Source organism: Prosthecobacter debontii, from assembly GCF_900167535.1.
GTDB lineage: Bacteria > Verrucomicrobiota > Verrucomicrobiia > Verrucomicrobiales > Verrucomicrobiaceae > Prosthecobacter > Prosthecobacter debontii.
The window spans coordinates 138,079-156,122 of record NZ_FUYE01000011.1; the positions used below are offsets into that span (position 1 = coordinate 138,079).

General features: G+C 56.6%; 13 protein-coding genes. 9 read left to right on the top strand and 4 right to left on the bottom strand.

Translation table 11 applies throughout. From position 1 onward, the window contains the following. Positions 1 to 22: 22 nt before the first annotated feature. Positions 23 to 790 carry a formylglycine-generating enzyme family protein gene (locus B5D61_RS16455; protein ID WP_078814507.1) on the bottom strand — a complete coding sequence of 256 codons (768 nt, stop codon included), beginning with the start codon at positions 788 to 790 and terminating at the stop codon, positions 23 to 25. 183 nt (positions 791 to 973) lie between these two features. Here B5D61_RS16455 and B5D61_RS16460 point away from each other — a divergent pair, with 183 nt between their 5' ends. The 5 genes from B5D61_RS16460 (at position 974) to B5D61_RS16480 (ending at position 6,774) form a co-directional block, all read left to right on the top strand. Beyond that, on the top strand, positions 974 to 1,888 hold the full coding sequence (locus B5D61_RS16460) for a dihydrodipicolinate synthase family protein (protein ID WP_078814508.1): 915 nt from the start codon (positions 974 to 976) through the stop codon (positions 1,886 to 1,888). A 30-nt stretch (positions 1,889 to 1,918) separates the two neighbouring features. Further along, positions 1,919 to 3,013, top strand: coding sequence for a sialidase family protein (locus B5D61_RS16465; RefSeq protein WP_078814509.1), 1,095 nt, complete (start codon positions 1,919 to 1,921; stop codon positions 3,011 to 3,013). A gap of 73 nt (positions 3,014 to 3,086) precedes the next feature. Then, positions 3,087 to 4,235: a sialidase family protein gene (locus tag B5D61_RS16470; RefSeq protein ID WP_078814510.1), complete on the top strand. Its 1,149-nt coding sequence runs from the start codon at positions 3,087 to 3,089 to the stop codon at positions 4,233 to 4,235. Positions 4,236 to 4,251: 16 nt separating this feature from the next. Further along, positions 4,252 to 6,315, top strand: a complete 2,064-nt coding sequence (locus B5D61_RS16475; protein ID WP_176159483.1) for an SUMF1/EgtB/PvdO family nonheme iron enzyme — start codon at positions 4,252 to 4,254, stop codon at positions 6,313 to 6,315. Positions 6,316 to 6,324: 9 nt separating this feature from the next. Then, positions 6,325 to 6,774, top strand: a complete 450-nt coding sequence (locus B5D61_RS16480; RefSeq protein ID WP_078814512.1) for a nuclear transport factor 2 family protein — start codon at positions 6,325 to 6,327, stop codon at positions 6,772 to 6,774. 8 nt (positions 6,775 to 6,782) lie between these two features. Here the strand turns inward: B5D61_RS16480 and B5D61_RS16485 are convergent, their stop codons facing one another. Continuing rightward, entirely contained in the window at positions 6,783 to 7,715 is a 933-nt protein-coding gene (locus B5D61_RS16485; protein ID WP_078814513.1) for a GNAT family N-acetyltransferase, read from the bottom strand. A gap of 30 nt (positions 7,716 to 7,745) precedes the next feature. Beyond that, positions 7,746 to 9,080, bottom strand: a complete 1,335-nt coding sequence (locus tag B5D61_RS16490; RefSeq protein WP_217699005.1) for a Gfo/Idh/MocA family protein — start codon at positions 9,078 to 9,080, stop codon at positions 7,746 to 7,748. A gap of 384 nt (positions 9,081 to 9,464) precedes the next feature. Here B5D61_RS16490 and B5D61_RS16495 point away from each other — a divergent pair, with 384 nt between their 5' ends. From B5D61_RS16495 to B5D61_RS16510, 4 genes are all read left to right on the top strand, one after another. Then, entirely contained in the window at positions 9,465 to 10,772 is a 1,308-nt protein-coding gene (locus B5D61_RS16495) for a sialidase family protein (RefSeq protein WP_078814515.1), read from the top strand. A gap of 3 nt (positions 10,773 to 10,775) precedes the next feature. Then, positions 10,776 to 12,740, top strand: coding sequence for an FG-GAP repeat domain-containing protein (locus B5D61_RS16500; protein WP_078814516.1), 1,965 nt, complete (start codon positions 10,776 to 10,778; stop codon positions 12,738 to 12,740). A gap of 17 nt (positions 12,741 to 12,757) precedes the next feature. Beyond that, positions 12,758 to 14,209: a sulfatase gene (locus tag B5D61_RS16505; protein ID WP_078814517.1), complete on the top strand. Its 1,452-nt coding sequence runs from the start codon at positions 12,758 to 12,760 to the stop codon at positions 14,207 to 14,209. A gap of 242 nt (positions 14,210 to 14,451) precedes the next feature. Further along, the gene (locus B5D61_RS16510; protein ID WP_078814518.1) at positions 14,452 to 15,036 is read left to right on the top strand and encodes a transposase; all 585 of its coding nucleotides are present in this window, start codon (positions 14,452 to 14,454) and stop codon (positions 15,034 to 15,036) included. A gap of 214 nt (positions 15,037 to 15,250) precedes the next feature. On the opposite strand, the gene alaS is transcribed toward B5D61_RS16510, so the two are convergent. Beyond that, positions 15,251 to 18,022 carry an alanine--tRNA ligase gene (gene alaS / locus B5D61_RS16515; RefSeq protein WP_078814548.1) on the bottom strand — a complete coding sequence of 924 codons (2,772 nt, stop codon included), beginning with the start codon at positions 18,020 to 18,022 and terminating at the stop codon, positions 15,251 to 15,253. Positions 18,023 to 18,044 lie beyond the last annotated feature (22 nt).

The following is an 18,044-nucleotide window of genomic DNA, read 5'->3' on the forward strand; positions in this document are numbered from 1 at the left end:
CTGCTGCGCAGAGTGGATCGCTTCACTCGTACCTCGTTGCGCTCTTTTGGCCTCCGGCCCTGAACTGGATGGAACTGGGGGAGACACGCAGGCCGAAGGACTCGTGGCGGTCCAGCGGCACGTCCCTGTAGCGGAAGCCGGCAGCGGCGTACCAGCCGTCGTCGTCCCAGGAGCCGCCGCGCAGGACGCGGGAGTCGCTCCCTTGAGCGTAACGTTCAGCACACCACTCCCAGAGCTGGCCGTGCATGTCATGCAGGCCCCAGTCATTCGACGGGAGGCAGCCCACGGGAAGGGTCTTCTGACGGTAGAGCCATTTAAACCAACCCCTGCCTTCGCCTGCTGGATGATTCCCGTTAAAATTCGCCAACTGACTATTCAGGCTGTGCCCAGAGCCGATGCCGAAATCCATGTCCCGCCCCGCCCGGCAGGCACGCTCCCACTGCGCCTCTGCTGGCAGCCAGAGTTCATAGCCTGCGGGCATCACGTCCCGTGATTTCTGGGCGAACTCGCCCGCATCGTGCCAGGAGACGTGATCCACTGGCTGCTGCGGGCTTTCGTTGAAGCCGCTCCGGTTTCGCAGCCCCAGTGCCACCCACTGCGCCTGGGTGACGAGGTACTTCCCCAGCCAGAAGCCGGGCAGCTTTTGCTCCGGCGCAGGCGGGCACCAGCAGAAGACCATGCGGGTCTCCTGCCGGGGTTCCTCGGGCGTCAGGTCAAGGTAACACTCATCCCCCGCGTCTTCACCAATGAGGTCGGGGCGATACTTCGGCAGATCGGTCGTGGGGCTCATGCACGGTGATCCTAGCGCCTGGCCTCGCCGTTTGGCAACCCGAACTCTGGCCCCTCACGCATCCTACTTGGGCTTCAGGCCGATTTGCCACGGTCAAGAATCGTCATCCGTCTGCCAAAGATGGGCACAAGCAAGGAGTTGCGAATGGAGTGGCGGAAGAGGCAAGCTGTGAAACTACCCACCATGTCCCTACCCCAACCTCTTCGCGGGATCATTCCGCCCCTCGTGACTCCACTTTCCGGCCGTGATACTTTGGATGTCGCCGGTCTTGAGCGTTTGATTGAGCATCTGCTCTCAGGGGGTGTGCATGGTCTTTTCATTTTGGGAACCACAGGCGAGGCCCCGAGTCTGAGCTACCGCCTGCGGAGGGAGCTGATCGAGCGCACCTGTCAGTTGGTGAAGGGACGGGTGCCAGTCTTGGTGGGCATTACCGACACCGCTTTTGTCGAAAGCGTGGATCTCGCTCGCTATTCTGCGGATCAAGGGGCGAGCGCGGTCGTCACGGCTCCTCCCTACTACTTTCCTGCCGCTCCTCCGGAGTTGATGGAATACATTCAGGATCTGGTAGAGGAAATGCCCTTGCCGCTGTTCCTCTATAACATGCCCGGCCTAACGAAGGTTAGTTTTGAGATTGATCTGGTTCGGCGTGCGCTCGACATGCCTGGCATCTGTGGGGTGAAGGACAGTTCTTGTGACATGATTTACTTTCACCGTCTCATCGAGGTGGCGCATCAGAGACCGGAATGGAGCATCCTGGTGGGACCGGAGGAGCTGACTGCAGAGGCCGTTCTGCTGGGTGGGCATGGTGGCATCAATGGCGGCGCGAATTTACATCCGTCACTCTATGTGAAGATGTATGAGGCCGCCGCCGCACAGGATCTTCAACGGACGCGTGAGCTGCATCGCCAAGTCATGAGCTTGGCGGGCAGCATCTACACCGTCGGCAGGCACAAGAGTGCCATCATCAAAGGCATCAAGTGTGCCCTTTCACTGCTGGGGATCTGTGATGATCAAGTGGCCGAACCTTTCCATCGCTTCAATCCGCCCGAACGGGAATTGATCCGTGAAAGACTCACCGCACTCGGTCTGATTCATTGATTCGCCATTTCATTCGACCTACCTCCAACCATGTCTCTCAAATCGCTCCTCCTTCCGTGTCTTCTGTGTCTTCCGTGGTTGTCCACAGCCGCTGACCCCGCTTTGCTCAAGTCTGAGTTCATTTACGATACGGGACCTTACCCACAGATCCATGCAACGACGATTGTGGAAACCCCGACGGGCTTGGTGTCTGCGTGGTTTGGCGGTACGCATGAAAAGAACCCTGACGTGGGCATTTGGGTCTCACGCCTCGTGGATGGGAAGTGGACGCCGAGTGTGGAAGTGGCGAATGGCATTCAATACACCAAGGCCGATGGCACAGTGGTGCGTCATCCCACCTGGAATCCCGTCTTGTTTCAGCCCAAGGAAGGGCCTCTGATGCTGTTTTATAAGGCAGGTCCAAATCCAGAGGAATGGTGGGGCATGCTCACCACTTCGACCGATGGAGGCCAGACCTGGGAACAGCCACGACGTTTGCCTGAAGGTATTCTCGGCCCCATCAAGAACAAACCCGTGCAATTGGCGGACGGCAGCATTCTGTGCCCCACCAGCAACGAGACGCATGAGAAACCCAGCAAGTGGATGGTTCACTTTGAACGCACTCGCGATCTGGGTAAAACCTGGGAGTTGATGGGGCCTGTGAATGATGGGGTGCAGATCCAGGCCATCCAGCCCAGCATTCTCTTCCTCGGCGGTGAAAAGCTCCTGGCGATTGGTCGTTCTCGGCAGGATAAAATCTTCGAAGTGCAGTCCGACGATGGCGGTCAAACTTGGGGCGAGATGACTCTGGGATCTCTGCCTAACAATAACAGTGGCACAGATGCTGTGACGCTGAAGGACGGCACCCACCTCATCATCTACAATCATATCGGCGGCACCCCCGGCAAGTGGGGGGGCAAGCGTACGCCTCTGAATATTTCCGCCTCGAAAGATGGTCACACCTGGCAGGCGGGGCTGGTGCTGGAGAGTGAGCCGGGCGAATACAGCTATCCTTCCATCATTCAAACCAGCGATGGTTTGGTCCATGCCACCTACACGTGGAAGCGCCAGAAGGTGAAGCATGTGGTGATTGATCCCACGAAGCTGACTCTCCGGGATCTCGTGGACGGCCAGTGGCCCCAGTGATTGGTCGATTTCTCGACCCGCATTTTTCAGGTTTGAGGTCCTCCTCATCACCCAGATAGGCCCCCTTCAACTCATGACGAAGTTCCTTCTCAGTGCCTCGTGGATGGCCCTTGCCTCAGTGGCTCTAGCCGACACGAAGCTCGAAATCTTGAAGCTAGACACGTCGGCGTCCGAGCTGCCTACGGTCAGCCCAGCCACACGTGAGAATGTGATCATCTACAAAGAACCAGGCCGTTATGGCGGCTGGCCTGCCAACCATGGCCTGTGGCAATGGGGGGACGAACTGGTCGTCGGTTTCACCTCCACGTGGTATAAATCAACGACAACAGACCATCGGATTGATCGCACCAAGCCTTCCTATGAGATCCAGGCGCGCAGTCTGGATGGAGGTAAGACGTGGAAGACCGAAGAGGATGTGCCTTTTGCAGATCGTAAAAAAGAAGTGAAAGCAACCGCCCTGAAGGAGCCCCTGGACTTCACAGCTCCAGACTCGGCTCTCATGTTCTGCTTCGGCGGATTGCATAGGGGGCCGTCGTGGTTCTACACAAGCCTGGACCGCTGCAAGACTTGGCGTGGGCCTTATGCTTTTGAGGTGGAGGGGGTCGAGGGCATTTGCACTCGCACGGATCTCATCGTTCTTGGACCCCGTGACTGTTTGATGTTTGGCAGCTGCGGTAAAAAGAACGATGGCAAGGAAGGCCATGTCTTCTGCGCACGCACCACCGATGGTGGTCTGACATGGACGTTCGTGTCTTACATTGGAGAAGAACCTCAGCCCGGCGGTTTTGCCATCATGCCGAGCACGGTGCGGACTCCAGCAGGAACGCTGCTGACGACCATCCGCATGGGCAAACCGAGCGCGAGTATTGAGCTTTGGCGCAGTGATGACCTCGGTCAAAACTGGACTCATGTGAGTGCGGTCACCGGGAACATCGGAGGCAATCCTCCCGCGACGGTATTGCTCCCCGATGGTCGCCTGTGCGTGACCTATGGTTACCGTCGGAAACCGACCGGTATGCGAGCACGCATCAGTGCGGACGAAGGCAAAACCTGGTTGCCCGAAATCGTCATTCGTGACGATGGCTTCGATGGTGATCTGGGTTATCCACGCGCTCTGGTTCGACCCGATGGCGAGATCTTCAATGTGTATTATTACAATGGCCCACGCGAAGAGGATCGCGCGATCGAAGGCACGTTCTGGACTCCTCCGCAGCCTCATTAAATCACCCTTTAAAACCATGCGAGTTTTGACTCTTCGTCTGTCCTGGATTGGGATGCTCTTCGGAGTGGTCTCATGGGCATGCTCTCTCTCCGCAGCTGATGATTTCGTCAATTCCCTGGGCATGCGCTTGGTGCCGATTCAGCCCGGCACATTTGTCATGGGCCAAGATGGGCCGCAGACGGATCATCAGATGCTGAAGCATCCCGAGAAGTTCGATGATGCCGACTCCGATGAAAAACCCGCGCATCAGGTCACTTTAACACAAAGCTTTCACATGAGTGTGACGGAGGTCACAGTGGCTCAGTATCGTCAGTTCAAGCCTGAGCATCTGAAAGGGAAGGGCTATGACGAGGATGCCGTGACGCAGGTGAGTTGGCAGGACGCGATGGCCTTCTGTGAATGGTTATCGGAAAAAGAAAAACGCCCCTACCGTCTGCCGACGGAAGCTGAGTGGGAGTATGCTTGCAGGGCTGGCACGAAGACCCTGTTTCATACGGGAGATACCTTACCCGCCAGCTTCCAGAAATGGGGATCGGACATCGGGTTTCGGGATCGATATTTCCCAGGGAAAACACTGCCAGCGGAATATCGCACTGAGGTGCCGAACCAAGAAATGCTGAAGGTCGGGCTCACGGCAGCGAATCTATGGGGCTTGCAAGACATGCATGGCAACGTGGCCGAGTGGTGCGCGGATTGGTTTGGGCCTTATGCTGCTGCGGCTCAAACCAACCCGTTAGGAGCTCAAGACGGGGACTTCAAAGTGTTCCGTGGCGGCCATCACTCCATCTTCACACGTGTCATCCGTTCCGCCAATCGCGGAGCTTGGTTGCCAGAGGCTCGGAGTGATCGCATCGGTTTCCGAGTCGTCGCGGGTGCGTTGCCCAAAGGGGCCTACGCCACTCCGGCAGAGGTGCCTTTGTATGCTCGGGATGTGTCTCAGAGCCTCGCTAAGATCGCTGCTGTTTCGGAAACCGAGCCTTTCTTCGAAGGCCCCAAACCCTATGTCAAAATCCCGGAGCCGTCTTATGGACCGGTGTTCTTCCGGCACAATCACAGCCCCTCCATCACGGAATGCCCAAATGGAGATCTGCTGGCCGTGTGGTATTCCTGCGCCAATGAGGATGGCGCGGAGTTAAGCAATGTCGCCAGTCGCTTGCGCCGTGGTCAAACCGAGTGGGAGCCTGCTTCCGTATTTTGGGATGGCGTGGATATCAATGATCACGGTCCCAAGGTCTGGTGGGATGGCGAACAAACGATGTATCATTTCGCACGCGGTTTGAGAGAGAACATTGTCCGCACTTCGACAGACAATGGGGCCACGTGGTCCAAGGCGCTTTCCATTCAGCCACCCGGGGAATTTGGCAATCAGGTGATCCGACTGACCGATGGCACGCTGGTGATCTCTCATGACGTGCGTCAGGTCAGCTTGGTTTACAGCCAAGATGGTGGCAAGAGCTGGAGCTTCAATGATGTGGCCAAACGCGAGAGTGATTTTCGACCTGGAGGCCAAGGCTTTCGTTATCCCGGCATTCATGCGCCCATCGTGCAGCTCAAAGATGGCCGGATCATGGCGGTGAGCCGGAATGACCCCGAAGAAGATCAGGCGAAGTTTGGCTTCAAGACACCGGTCAGCTTCACGGCGGATCTGGGGAAAACCTGGATGTATGATGTGACACCTTTTCCCGCCATCAGCAGTGTGCAGCGTGCGGCAATGATCCGCCTTCAGGACGGAGCAATTCTGTTGTGCAGCTTCACGGATCAATGGCGCGACTGGAAGAACCGTAAAGGCATGTCTTTCAAGCAGGCAGGTGGTGGCGAGTTCACGGGATTTGGCCTCTTTGCCGCGTTGTCGTATGATGAAGGCAAGACTTGGGCGGTTCAGCGTCTGATCACACCTGGAGGGGCAGCGCGGCAGGTGAACGCGATTGATCGCGTGCAGTTCACTTTGAGCGACACGATGGCCGAACCTTGCGGCTACCTCGCAATGACTCAGAGCCGTGACGGCAAGATCCAACTCATCACCAGCAAGAATCATTACGCGTTCAATTTGGCTTGGCTGAAATCCCTGCCTAACCGATGATCATCTTTTATGAGCAAAAAATACTTTCTGGGGTTCGCGATTTGTCTGGGCTTGATCCTCTCCGCTCAAGCGGATGAAACCAAGCGTGCTTCGGTCGCCGCCGCAGATGATGCGCGGGTCACGGCCATGAAGAAAGTCAGTGTGGATCAGCTTCAGGCCGTATTTTCAGATGAGCTGCGTTATGCCCACTCGAATGGCGTCGTGGATACCAAGGCTTCTTTGATCGAAGTCCTGACCTCAGGAACCACCAAGTATGTGGAGTATGATTATGTGGAACGTTCCTTCACGTTCCCTGCACCCGATATCGCGCTCATGGCAGGGCAGGCACGCATTCAAGCAGAGACGGCGAAGGGCAAGATGGACAGCATCCTCAGCTTCCTGGCGGTGTGGAGGCTGGAGCAGGGACAATGGCGATTCCTGGCTTGGCAATCCTGCAAGCTACCACCGGCGAATCCTTGAAGAAGGGCTCAAGCAGATTCAGGCAGGAAGGTGGGGAAGCAGATGCCTATTGTCTCAGTTCCTGGAGCTGTGCTTTGAGCCACGTGCAGTTCCACATTGCGGGCACCCCAGCTATACAGCCTCTTCACCAGGGCTGCTTCACGGCAAGGCACGAGAAACACCGGGCTGCGACCCCGCATGGTATCCAGTCCCTGCCATAGAAGGGCCAAGGCTGCTGTAGCATCCACCGCAAAGCCGGGGCCGAGCATGCCAAAGCTCAGTCCAATGACCAAGCAGCCTTGTCGCTCTCCCTCGGCGTTTTCCGCCACGAGCACCTGCCACGCGCCGGATTCGTCGGCCAGGAAGTAACGGTAGTCTTTCTCTCGACGAATGTGCTGAAGCTTGTGCTCCAGATCAGCAAGAGCGGCGGCTTCATCCGTGTGAGCCAGTCTGACCCGCTCGATGCCGGGAGGAGGTGTTGCCTTCAAACCATCCTCAGGGACCTTCATCATCAGATCCTGAAAGATGAGACCTGGAACGAAACCCAAACGTGTGTAAAGCGAGAAGGAATCGATATTCAACAGGCTGGATACCAAACGGGCGGGTTTACCTGCCGCACGAGCTTTTTCCAACGCCGCCTCCATCATTCGCCGCGCGATACCCCGACCACTGGCTTCAGGAGCCGTGGCTACGATGCCGATGGAGAGATGTGTCTCGCGCTCATGGGTGAAACAAACGCCTAACAGGGTCTTTGTGACGTGATCCCAAGCCGCAATCGCTTCTCCAGGATCCAGATCCTCATAGACTCGTGGAAACTGGAGAAAAGGCTCGTGGCTCTCCCCAAAGCGTGCACCCTGGCCGAGACGACTCTGATACCACTGAACGAGGGCCTGATGGATCAAACGTGCCACCGCTTCCTCGTGATTGAGCGTTAGCGAGACGAAAGTGATGGAATCGGACATGGCAGGCTAGGCAAGGTTACAAAGAATGGATCAGACGATGTCCCATCCAGGTCGTGCGGCTTCACGAATGAAGGCATCAGCCTCCGCATTGCCTTCCACCTTCATGTTTTTGGCATCCCACTTCAGGGGTTTACCCAGGCGCTGAGACAACACGCCAAGCAAGACCGTCTCCGTGAGCTGTGCTCCGTAATCAAACGGGCAGGAAGCGGGAGCACCCCCTTTGCACGCATCGATCCAGTCGCGATGATGCCCGTTGGAACGCTTCAGGCGCGGCTCGGGTTTGACGAACTCTTTACGGCGTGTGTCGGGGAAGAGACGGGGTGGACCACCGCTGCCATCGGTCTGAATCACGCCTTTATCTCCGACATAGAGGGCACCTCGACGAGGCAAGGTGTAAGCTCCCAGAGCCTCGTGATGCGCAGGGCGTCCACCACCCGTATACCAGTTCAGGACAATCGGGCCCCGTTTCTCATTGGCCGGGAAGTGGAAGTGAATCATCGAACCGTAAGGAGCGATATGCTCATTGCTGAAGCCGATGCTGTAAGCCTCCACCAAGTTAGGCGACCAAAGCTCCAGAGCACGCACAGCACTGTTCATATCATGAGTGCCGAAGTCGCCTAGCCCCGAACTGCCAAAGGCCCAGAAATCACGCCAAGAAAAGGGATGATAGGCTGGGTGGTAATCGCGCCCCGAACGTGGTCCAAGCCAGAGATCCCAGTTGAGACCCGCAGGTAAGGCAGGTTTGTCCTCTGGGTAGCCTTTCAATTCGATGTTATAGCGGGTAGCCGGCACCCAGACATGCACTTCCTTGACGGTGCCAATCGCTCCGCCTTGGATGTATTCGATGGTCTCGCGCGTGCCCACGGAGGAATGGCCTTGGCTGCCCATTTGAGTGGCGACTCCAGTTTCTGCCGCAACCTTGGCCACCTGCCGAGCTTCCCAAATATTATGCGTGAGGGGCTTTTCACAATACACGTGTTTACCGGCACGCATGGCGTGCACGGAGATGTAGGCATGGGTATGGTCCGGGGTCGCACAGAGCACGGCATCGATGGACTTCTCTTTCTCCAGCATCACCCGGAAGTCTTCATAAGGCGCGCAGCTGAAGTTGGGAGATTTTTCAGCGTAGTGCTTCTCGATCATCGCCTTCGTCGGTATGCGACCGGCCATGTCTTTGTAATAGGCGTGCGAGAGCTTAGGATCGTAACCTTCAGCCGGATCCGCCACGGCGATGACCTGGACATCATCGAGCTGAAAGAGGTTCTTCAAATTGGAATGCCCCTGACCCCCCGCACCAATGAGGGCCACATTCACTTTTTCACTCGGAGGCACAAAGCCTGGGCCGCCGAGAACGTGTCGCGGCACAATGTTAAAGCTGGCAACGGTGCCCGCAGCCGTTTTCAAAAAATGGCGACGATTGGATGAGTTGGGGGATGTCATTGCGGAGTATTCCAGAAAGTTTGTTGAGTGGTTCAGGGCCTCACACATTGGTTGTGTTTTGTCATGAGATAAGCCCGTTTAGAACCCCAAAACGCATGCTCTGTTTACGCCGAAGGGGGGCTTATTCTCACGGAAAACTGCGCCCCCAAACGCGACTGAAACTTTTAAAGCGGTCTCTGATATGCAGGTGATCTTCGGCCTCCTCTCCTCTCCTCGACTAAGTCAAGAATCCGCAAGTTTAGGTCCTGAATTGGCAGTGGGCGATGATTGACTTGTCGAGCGGCTCATTGTGCCATGCTTTGTTTCTCAATGTCTCGTTTACTGACTCTCTCCTTATCGCTATTCTCCGCTTGCGCTCTCCAGGCCCAGGTGAAGCCTTTAGCGCAAGACTATGTGACCGTTTGGGAGTCGCCCGACCCGAAGCAAATCTTTGGTTATACCCCAGGAATCTGTCGGCTTGATTCGGGGCGGCTGGTGGCGACGCATGATGTCTCATCCGCAAGAAAACCCATCAAACCGGATAACAAACCCTTCCATGAAGCTCGGGTTCTGACGAGTGATGATGGAGGCAAGACCTGGACGCATCGGACAAGCTTCGACATGACTTTTTCCCGGCCTTTCGTCGCGGGTAAAAGTCTCTATGTCATCGGTAAGAGCAAACAAGTCGGGATCATTCGTTCGGATGATGACGGTGTGACATGGAGTGAGCGAGTTTTCCTGAATGATAAGGGCATCTGGCATCAGTCTGCCTGCAATGTTTTGTATGCGAAGGGCAACGTCTATCTGGTGATGGAAAAGCACGCGCCTTTGCGTGGGATCAAAGGTTGGCAAATCGGCGATCTGGCTCCGGTGCTCATGCGGGCCAAAGCCGATTCAGATCTGACCCAGCGCAAAAACTGGACCTTGGCCAGTGAGCTTGTGTTTGAAGATGTTTGGGATGCCAACAAGAGCCATTACTTTGGAGTCCCCTTTTATCCCGTGGATCGCGATGAGGTGACGTATCTTGTGCCACCGAAAGGACGCAGCATCTCACCGCTCGGCTGGCTGGAAACCAATGTCGTCCAGTTTAATGATCCCAATCACATTTGGTATGACCCTGCGGGTAAAACCTTCCATCTGTGGATGCGTGCTCATACAGGTTTAACGAATTATGCTGCGATTGCTCAGGTGAAAGAGAACGATGATGGCAGCATGACCACCTCCCTGGTCAAAGCTCCTTCGGGACAAACGATGCTGTATGCGCCATGCCCAGGGGGGCAGATGAGATTTCATGTGCTTTATGATGAGAAAACAAAGCTTTACTGGCTGCTCAGTTCTCAGGCCACCGACTCCATGATCCGCCCCGACAAGATGCCGCCGGATCGATGGGGAACACCTGATAATGAGAGACATCGTCTCACGCTCCACTTTTCCAAGAACATGATGGATTGGTGCTTTGCTGGGCTGGTCTGCACGGGAGCGACTCCCAAGGAATCGCGACACTACGCCAGCATGTGCGTAGATGGGGAGGATCTGTGCATCCTCAGCCGCAGCGGCGACTCACGCGCTCACTCAGCGCATAATGGTAACCTGATTACCTTTCACCGGGTGAAGAAGTTTCGGGAGCTTGTGTACTGATTTATGAAACGCGTTCTTGTGCTTCTGACTCTAGGGGTTGCCTGCTGTCAGGCTGAACCGCATCTGCCTCCAGGAATCAAACCCTTGGCATCTGCAGCAGAGAATGGACGGGGGCCTTTGGCCTTGGTGAATCTCAATCATCATGTACTAGGTCACGCTCGGGTGTACAAAGGCAAGTTTCCTGATCTCTTTGTCGCGGGTTATGGTGGTCCGCAGGCGGTGCATCTTTTCCGATGGGTGGATACGGCTGAAAACGGAGCACCCGTCTTCGCGCAACCCCTGGAGGTGAAATGCCCGTTTAAAGATAAAGGCACCGTCTTCCAGCTTCCCGATGGAAGCATTCATGGTCTATGGATCGCCCAAGATGCGCTGGTGCATACGGTCTTCGACATTGAGGCCTTGGAGTTCAAGGAAGAGGGCAAGGTGGCTCTGGATGGAAAAATCAAAAGCCCCTCCAGCCTCGCCGCACTCGCGAATACCGATGGCAGTTACGATGTGGTCTTTGACGTGTCGAATGGAGCGAAGGGAACGCCAGGGCACCCCTGGGCTGAGGATTGGCGACCCTACAATTCATCGGGGTTTGCCATCGGAGAGCAACGTTACCGTTATCTCATGGGCGCAAGACTTCCATCTCTGATGAAAGAGCCCTTGGAAGGCCTTCGGCAAATCACGCTGACTCAACGGGAGGTGTTTTACTCCATGCATCAAGTCACGGCCGTGAATCTTGGGGCCGGGCATGAGCGGGATTTGATGACGGGGTCTCGCCAGGGCAATTTGGTCTATTATCACAACCCTGCTGAGACGGGATTCAAGCTGGAGAAGAAGCGATTGGCGGCTGGACCGGACGGCAACGCTCTCCGACATCCGAGCATCAATCCCAGTGTCTGCGCTTATCCGAATGGCCAGGGACACTCCGACGTCATCGCCTGTGGAGAAGGCTCCTTGTGTTTCTATCGATTCACGGGCCAGTTCACCTCGGCGGGAGCGCCGATCTTCGCCGAGCCGGTGTCCGTCTTGCAAGAGAAGGCGGACCTCTATGCAGGCACCCTTCCGACACCCACGACGGTTGACTGGAATGGCGACGGAGCCCTCGACATTGTGGTGGGGAATTCGGAGGGTTTCGTGTTGTTCTTCGAAAACATCGGCACGACCGATGAGCCTCGTTTTCTGCCAGCCGTGCGTGTTCAAGCCGAAGGGAGGGACATCCACGTGCAGGCGGGTTATTCAGGCAGTCTTCAGGGGGTTCAAGAAGCGCGCTGGGGCTATCTCTCGCCGAATGTGGTGGATTGGAATGACGACGGTTTGCTGGACATCGTTACGGGAGACATCACGGGCGATACCTTGGTCTATCTGAACCGTGGCACGAAGACCGAACCTCGACTGGCTGCGGCGCATCCCATCTACTGCGATGGTCTGGATCTGCGTGGTATGTGGCGTGTGAGACCCGGTGTGGCGAAAGTGGGAAGCCGGATGGTTTTGGCCGTCGTGGATTCAGAGGATCATCTGCATCTCTACTGGCGCATTGACGACTATAATGTGGAAGATGGTGGTAAGCTGCTGATGGCCGATGGAAAACCTGTTGGGGCCAGCGGTGGCATTGGTGGAATGAGCGGTCGCTGCAAACTGGATTTCTTTGACTGGAATCAAGATGGCAAACTGGACCTCGTCATCGGCACCGGACGAGTGAACTCGATCCCGGATCGTGAAACGGGACTGCCCATGCCCACCATTGGTAAGAAGACGCTCGGCACGCCGTTGCTGATGCTCAATGTCGGCACCAATCAGAAACCTCGTTACGCGATGCCCGTGCCTTTTCGGGATGTGGACGGTGCCGTGGTTCAGCCGGGGGGTGCCCATGAAACGGGTGCCGTGGGGACGATGCTCGGTGGGAACGGTCCCAATCTTCTGATCTGCAATGAAGCCGGGCGACTGTACTTGATCCCTGGAACGCAAATTCAACCTCGATAAACCCAGCCTAACCAACCATGAAAATCCAACAATGGCTCGGCGGCTTTCTGCTCGCCCTCTCTTTCTCCACCCCTGTTTCAGCGGATGAAAAGCTGAATGTCCTTTTCATCGCGGCCGATGATTTGCGCAACGATCTCGGCTGTTATGGCCATGCGCTGGTGAAGACCCCTCATCTGGATCGCCTGGCGCAACGGGGGGTGGTCTTTGATAAAGCCTATTGTCAGCAAGCGGTGTGCAATCCCTCGCGTGCCTCCATCATGACAGGACGTCGGCTTGACAGCCTCCGCGTCTGGGATCTGCCCACGCATTTCAGACAAAATGCCCCGGATATCGTCACCCTGCCTCAGCATTTCAAAAACAACGGCTATTTCACCCAGAACATCGGGAAGATCTTTCACAACTGGATTCATGAAATCCAGGGGGATCCTGAATCCTGGAGCGTGCCTGCGGTGATGCACTTCGCCAATCATGGCGCTGATAAACCGGAAGTGACCGGCGAGCTCCCTCCGAACTCGGCTCAAGATCCCAAGTGTGAATGTCGGGATGTGCCTGATGAAGCCTACTTTGACGGACGAGTGGCGGGCCTCGCGGTGAAAGCCCTGGGTGAATTGAAAAAGCAGGAGAAACCGTTCTTCTTAGCCGTGGGTTTTTGGAAACCGCATTCCCCGTTCAATGCGCCCAAGAAGTATTGGGACCTCTACAAACGCGAGGAAGTGCCCATGCCGAAAAATCCCGACTGGCCGGAAGGAGCCCCGCGCATCGCTTGGCATAATAGCCGTGAGATTTTGTCGGACAAACAGCGCCAGCTTACCCCTGAAGCCGTGCGTGAGATCCGCCATGGTTACTTGGCCAATATCAGCTACATGGACGCGCAGATCGGGCGAGTCTTGGAGGAGCTGGATCGCCAAGGTCTCACTGAAAAAACGATCATCGTTTTCTGGTCGGATCATGGCTACCATCTGGGCGAGCAGACGTTGTGGGCCAAGACCTCGAATTTCGAATTGGATGCCCGGGTGCCGCTCATCATCGCTACGCCTAAGGGAGTGACGGCAGGGCAGAAGACGGCGTCCCTTGCTGAGCTGATGGATCTTTATCCCACACTGACTGAGCTCTGTGGCCTGCCTGCGCCCTCCGGTGTGGAGGGGGTGAGTCTCACACCCATCCTGGCGGATACCTCAGCGAGTGTGCGGGATGCTGCCTTGTCCCAGCATCCACGTCCCGCCTATTACAAGGGGGCTCCCGATGCCATGGGTTACACCCTCCGAAGTGCGACCCATCGCTACACCGAATGGCGCGACTGGAAGACCGGCCAGACCGTTGCCACGGAGCTTTACGATCACCAGACCGATCCTGATGAGACACGAAACATCGCTCAAGATCAGGATGCCGAAGCCATTGTAAAGGAGCATGCGAAGCTGCTCGAAAAAATGAAGCCGATCGTGCAACCCGGCTGGAAGCCGGTGTTGTGAGTGACTGGGGCTTGTTGTGTCCCGAGGGCAAGTCTGTTGCGCAATGCGAGACGGCTCGCCCTTTGTTTGAGGCTCGAAAGTCGAATGGCCAAGGCCACTTTCGAGTGCTCCAGCAAACACGCCTTGGCGGCTTTCGTCGCGCTGGGAAAGTGAGGCGAGTAGGCTTCGCCATACTCGCGCTCCAGTCGTTTGGCCTGCCTTGTGCTTGATCAGGAGAGGGAATCTTTTTGCATGCGCGGGTTATGTCTATTTCCAATGAGCATTCTGGCTGGTCGAATCGTGGCTTTCTGCCTCATTGTGATCAGCCAGGATTGGTTCAATCGGTGACCTTTCGGCTGTCGGATTCATTGCCGAGAGAGAAGCGGTTGGAATGGGAGTGTTTGCTCAAGATTACAGACGATGGAGAACACATCCGGCAGATCGAAGAGTATTTGGACCGTGGTGCAGGGCTTTGTCTTCTCAGGCATCCCGCGTGTGCCGAGATTGTTCAAAACGCATTGCTTCATTTTGACCATCAGCGTTACCATCTGATGGCCTGGTGCATCATGCCTAACCATGTGCATGTGCTCTTCGAAACGATCGGCCGATACCCGATTGGCAAGGTCATCCATTCTTGGAAAACTTTTACCACTCGCGAGGTCAACAAGCTTCTTGGCCGATCTGGTCCACTTTGGCAGGAGGATTATTTCGATACCTTCATGCGAGATGCAGAGCATCAGTTCCATGAAGTCCGTTACATCGAACGGAATCCCGTGAAAGCCAATCTAGTCAAACATCCTGCCGAGTGGCGCTGGTCCAGCGCCTTCCTTCGCTCACGCATGGAGTAATCCTTCCCCACCTCTCCTCCAGCGCCGAAGGCCAAGCGACGGAGCGCGAGTATGGCGAATGCCTACTCGCCTCACTTTCCTGAGACGTCGAAGGCCGTGAAAGGCATTTGCGAGTGAGCTCGGAAGTAGCCTTGGCCGCTCGACGCTCCAGACAACCACAAAGCGCGAGTCGTTTGCAGACTCGCGCTCAATGTTCGGGCTCTCGGGAACTCAACTAGCCGACCAACTTGCGGGCCTCGGCGAGAGCCGCGTCGATCTTCGACACGTCCTTACCGCCGCCGCGAGCGAAGTCGGGTTTACCGCCGCCTTTGCCGCCGACGATGGGCGCGATGGTCTGGATGATCTTGCCCGCCTGGACCTTGGCCTGATGATCTTTGGAAACCGTGGCCATGAGGGTGACATTGCCATGGCCGGTGGAGCCGAGCACCACCACGCCGTTGAACACGCCTTTCAGAGCGTCATTCACGGCCATGGCGTAATCGCCATCCACGTCACCGAGATTGGCGATGAGGACGTTGTTTTCAGCCGTGGCGATGAGTTCCTTGGCCTTGCCAGAAGCTTCACGTTGCTGAGCGGCTTTGAGGGACTTCTCGAGCTCTTTCTGCTGCGCGAGGAGGTTCTCGATCTTTTTCTCCAGATCGTGGATGCCCTGAGAGCCGACCTTACCCGACAGGACTTTGAGAAGCTCCGCATCGGCCCGAGCCGCATTGTAAGCTTCCAGTCCGGCGATGGCTTCGATACGGCGCACGCCTGCAGCCACCGCGCCTTCACCGACCAAGCGGAAGAGGCCGATCTCGCCGGTGTGGCGGGTGTGAGTGCCGCCGCACAGCTCCATGCTGTAGCCATTCAGAGCGTGAGCCTTGCCACCGATCTGCACCACGCGGACCACTTCAGGATACTTCTCACCGAAGAGCTGCATGATGCTAGCATTGGCCTTCACGTCAGTATAAGGAACTTCGGTCCAGGACACGGTGTCGTTGGCGACGATGCGCTCATTCGCGAGACGCTCGATGTCGGCAAGCTGGCCAGGAGTCAGGGCACCGCTGTTGAAGTCGAAGGTCAGTTTGTCGGGATTGACGTTGGAACCTTTCTGCGTGGCATCTTGGCTCACCACTTCATGCAGGGCCCAATGCAGGATGTGCGTGGCGGTGTGGTGACGCTCGATGGCATGACGACGGGTGGCGTCCACCTCAAGCTGGATCTCGGCACCCGTAGCCGGGGCTTCTTCGCCTTCGATGAAATGCAGCCAGGTATTACCCACCTTCGTGGTGCTGCTGACCGGGTAAGCATTGGCCCCCAGAATGATCTGGCCGCTGTCGCCCACCTGACCACCCATTTCGGCATAACAAACACTGCGATCAAGAACCACAGCCGTCTTGTCCTTCATGGACACGACTTCGAGCACCTTGGCTTCGGTGCTGAGTTCATCGTAACCGAGGAACTGCGTGGCGTCCTTGGTTTCGATCTCCGTCATCGAGACCACCTTCTTATTCTTCTGACCTGCCTCACGAGCACGCTGCTTCTGCTCCTCCATCAGTTTTTCAAAACCGATGGTGTCCACGGTCAAGCCACGTTCGCGGGCGAGAAGCTCAGTGAGATCGAGAGGGAAGCCGAAGGTGTCGTAGAGCTGGAAAGCAAAGTCGCCTGAAATGGATGGCCTGCTGGAAGCTTCGGATTCGAAGAGGGCAATACCGCGATCCAACGTCCGATTGAACGCCTCTTCCTCCAGCTTCAGCACGCTCTTGATCTGGTCCTTTTTCACGCGCAGTTCGGGGAACACGTCACCCATGTGCTGGGCGAGCACGTCCACGAGCTTGTAGAAGAAAGGCTCTTTAAACTCGAGCGTGCGGCCATACTTCACGGCGCGGCGCAGGATGCGGCGGAGGGTGTAGTTGCGGTCGCTGTTGCCGGGTTGGATGCCATCGGCAATGGAGAAGCTCAGAGTGCGCAGGTGGTCAGCAATGACGCGGAAGGCGACATCAATCTTCTCCTGGTCGGTCACGGGGATCACGTGACCCTGCTCATTGGCGATAGGCAGCGTGCTCAGGTAGTGTTTGCCGCTGAGTTTGGTGAGCTCGTTGAAGATCGGCTCAAACACATCGGTGTCGTAGTTGCTGATCTTGGCGGTTTCGAAATCCGTGAAGTTCTTCGTGCCCTGGATGATGGAGGTGAGGCGCTCGAAACCCATGCCCGTGTCCACGTGCTGAGCAGGCAGTGGTGTGAAGGTGCCATCTGGGTTGGCGTTGTACTGAATGAACACGTTGTTCCAGATCTCGATGCAGCTCGCATCGCTGCCGTTCACCAGCTTGGCACCGGCACGTTGACGGTCTTCGTCCAGGTTGATCGGGCCAGGGGTGAGATCGATGTGGATCTCGGTGCACGGACCGCAGGGGCCGGTGTCGGCCATCATCCAGAAGTTGTCCTTCTTGTTGCCATTCACGATGTGGATCTCGGGATCGAGGCCCACGCTGCGGAATTTCTCGGCCCAGAGTTCCCAGCTTTCCTGGTCACGGTCGGCAGGGTCGCCCTTTTCCTTGTTGGGCTGGTAGATGGTCGCAAAGACGCGGCTGGGCGGGAATTTGAAGCGCTCGACGATCAGCTCCCAGCTCCAAGAGATGGCTTCCTTTTTGAAATAGTCGCCAAAGGACCAGTTCCCTAACATCTCGAAGAAGGTGTGGTGGTAGGTGTCCAGACCCACATCCTCCAGATCGTTGTGTTTACCGCCAGCGCGGATGCACTTCTGCGTATCAGCCGCACGGGTGGGCAGGCCTTTGGAAAGCACGCCCGGCCAGGTATCCACATCGGCTTGGCGTTCGCCCAGGAAGATCGGCACGAATTGGTTCATCCCGGCATTGGTGAAGATGCGGGCGCCGTCGCGGCTGGTGTAGCCGACGTTGTCGCTCGGGACGATGGTGTGCTGCTTTTCCTTGAAGAAATCGAGGAAGGTGGCGCGAATCTCGGCGGCGGTAGGGATCTTAGCGGACATGGGGACGACGGGAAAAGGGGCG

Bases quoted from the DNA above. Each gene is read 5' to 3' on its own strand.
- B5D61_RS16455 (WP_078814507.1), bottom strand. From the start codon at position 790: ATGAGCCCCACGACCGATCTGCCGAAGTATCGCCCCGACCTCATTGGT.
- B5D61_RS16460 (WP_078814508.1), top strand. From the start codon at position 974: ATGTCCCTACCCCAACCTCTTCGCGGGATCATTCCGCCCCTCGTGACT.
- B5D61_RS16465 (WP_078814509.1), top strand. From the start codon at position 1,919: ATGTCTCTCAAATCGCTCCTCCTTCCGTGTCTTCTGTGTCTTCCGTGG.
- B5D61_RS16470 (WP_078814510.1), top strand. From the start codon at position 3,087: ATGACGAAGTTCCTTCTCAGTGCCTCGTGGATGGCCCTTGCCTCAGTG.
- B5D61_RS16475 (WP_176159483.1), top strand. From the start codon at position 4,252: ATGCGAGTTTTGACTCTTCGTCTGTCCTGGATTGGGATGCTCTTCGGA.
- B5D61_RS16480 (WP_078814512.1), top strand. From the start codon at position 6,325: ATGAGCAAAAAATACTTTCTGGGGTTCGCGATTTGTCTGGGCTTGATC.
- B5D61_RS16485 (WP_078814513.1), bottom strand. From the start codon at position 7,715: ATGTCCGATTCCATCACTTTCGTCTCGCTAACGCTCAATCACGAGGAA.
- B5D61_RS16495 (WP_078814515.1), top strand. From the start codon at position 9,465: ATGTCTCGTTTACTGACTCTCTCCTTATCGCTATTCTCCGCTTGCGCT.
- B5D61_RS16500 (WP_078814516.1), top strand. From the start codon at position 10,776: ATGAAACGCGTTCTTGTGCTTCTGACTCTAGGGGTTGCCTGCTGTCAG.
- B5D61_RS16505 (WP_078814517.1), top strand. From the start codon at position 12,758: ATGAAAATCCAACAATGGCTCGGCGGCTTTCTGCTCGCCCTCTCTTTC.
- B5D61_RS16510 (WP_078814518.1), top strand. From the start codon at position 14,452: ATGTCTATTTCCAATGAGCATTCTGGCTGGTCGAATCGTGGCTTTCTG.
- alaS (WP_078814548.1), bottom strand. From the start codon at position 18,022: ATGTCCGCTAAGATCCCTACCGCCGCCGAGATTCGCGCCACCTTCCTC.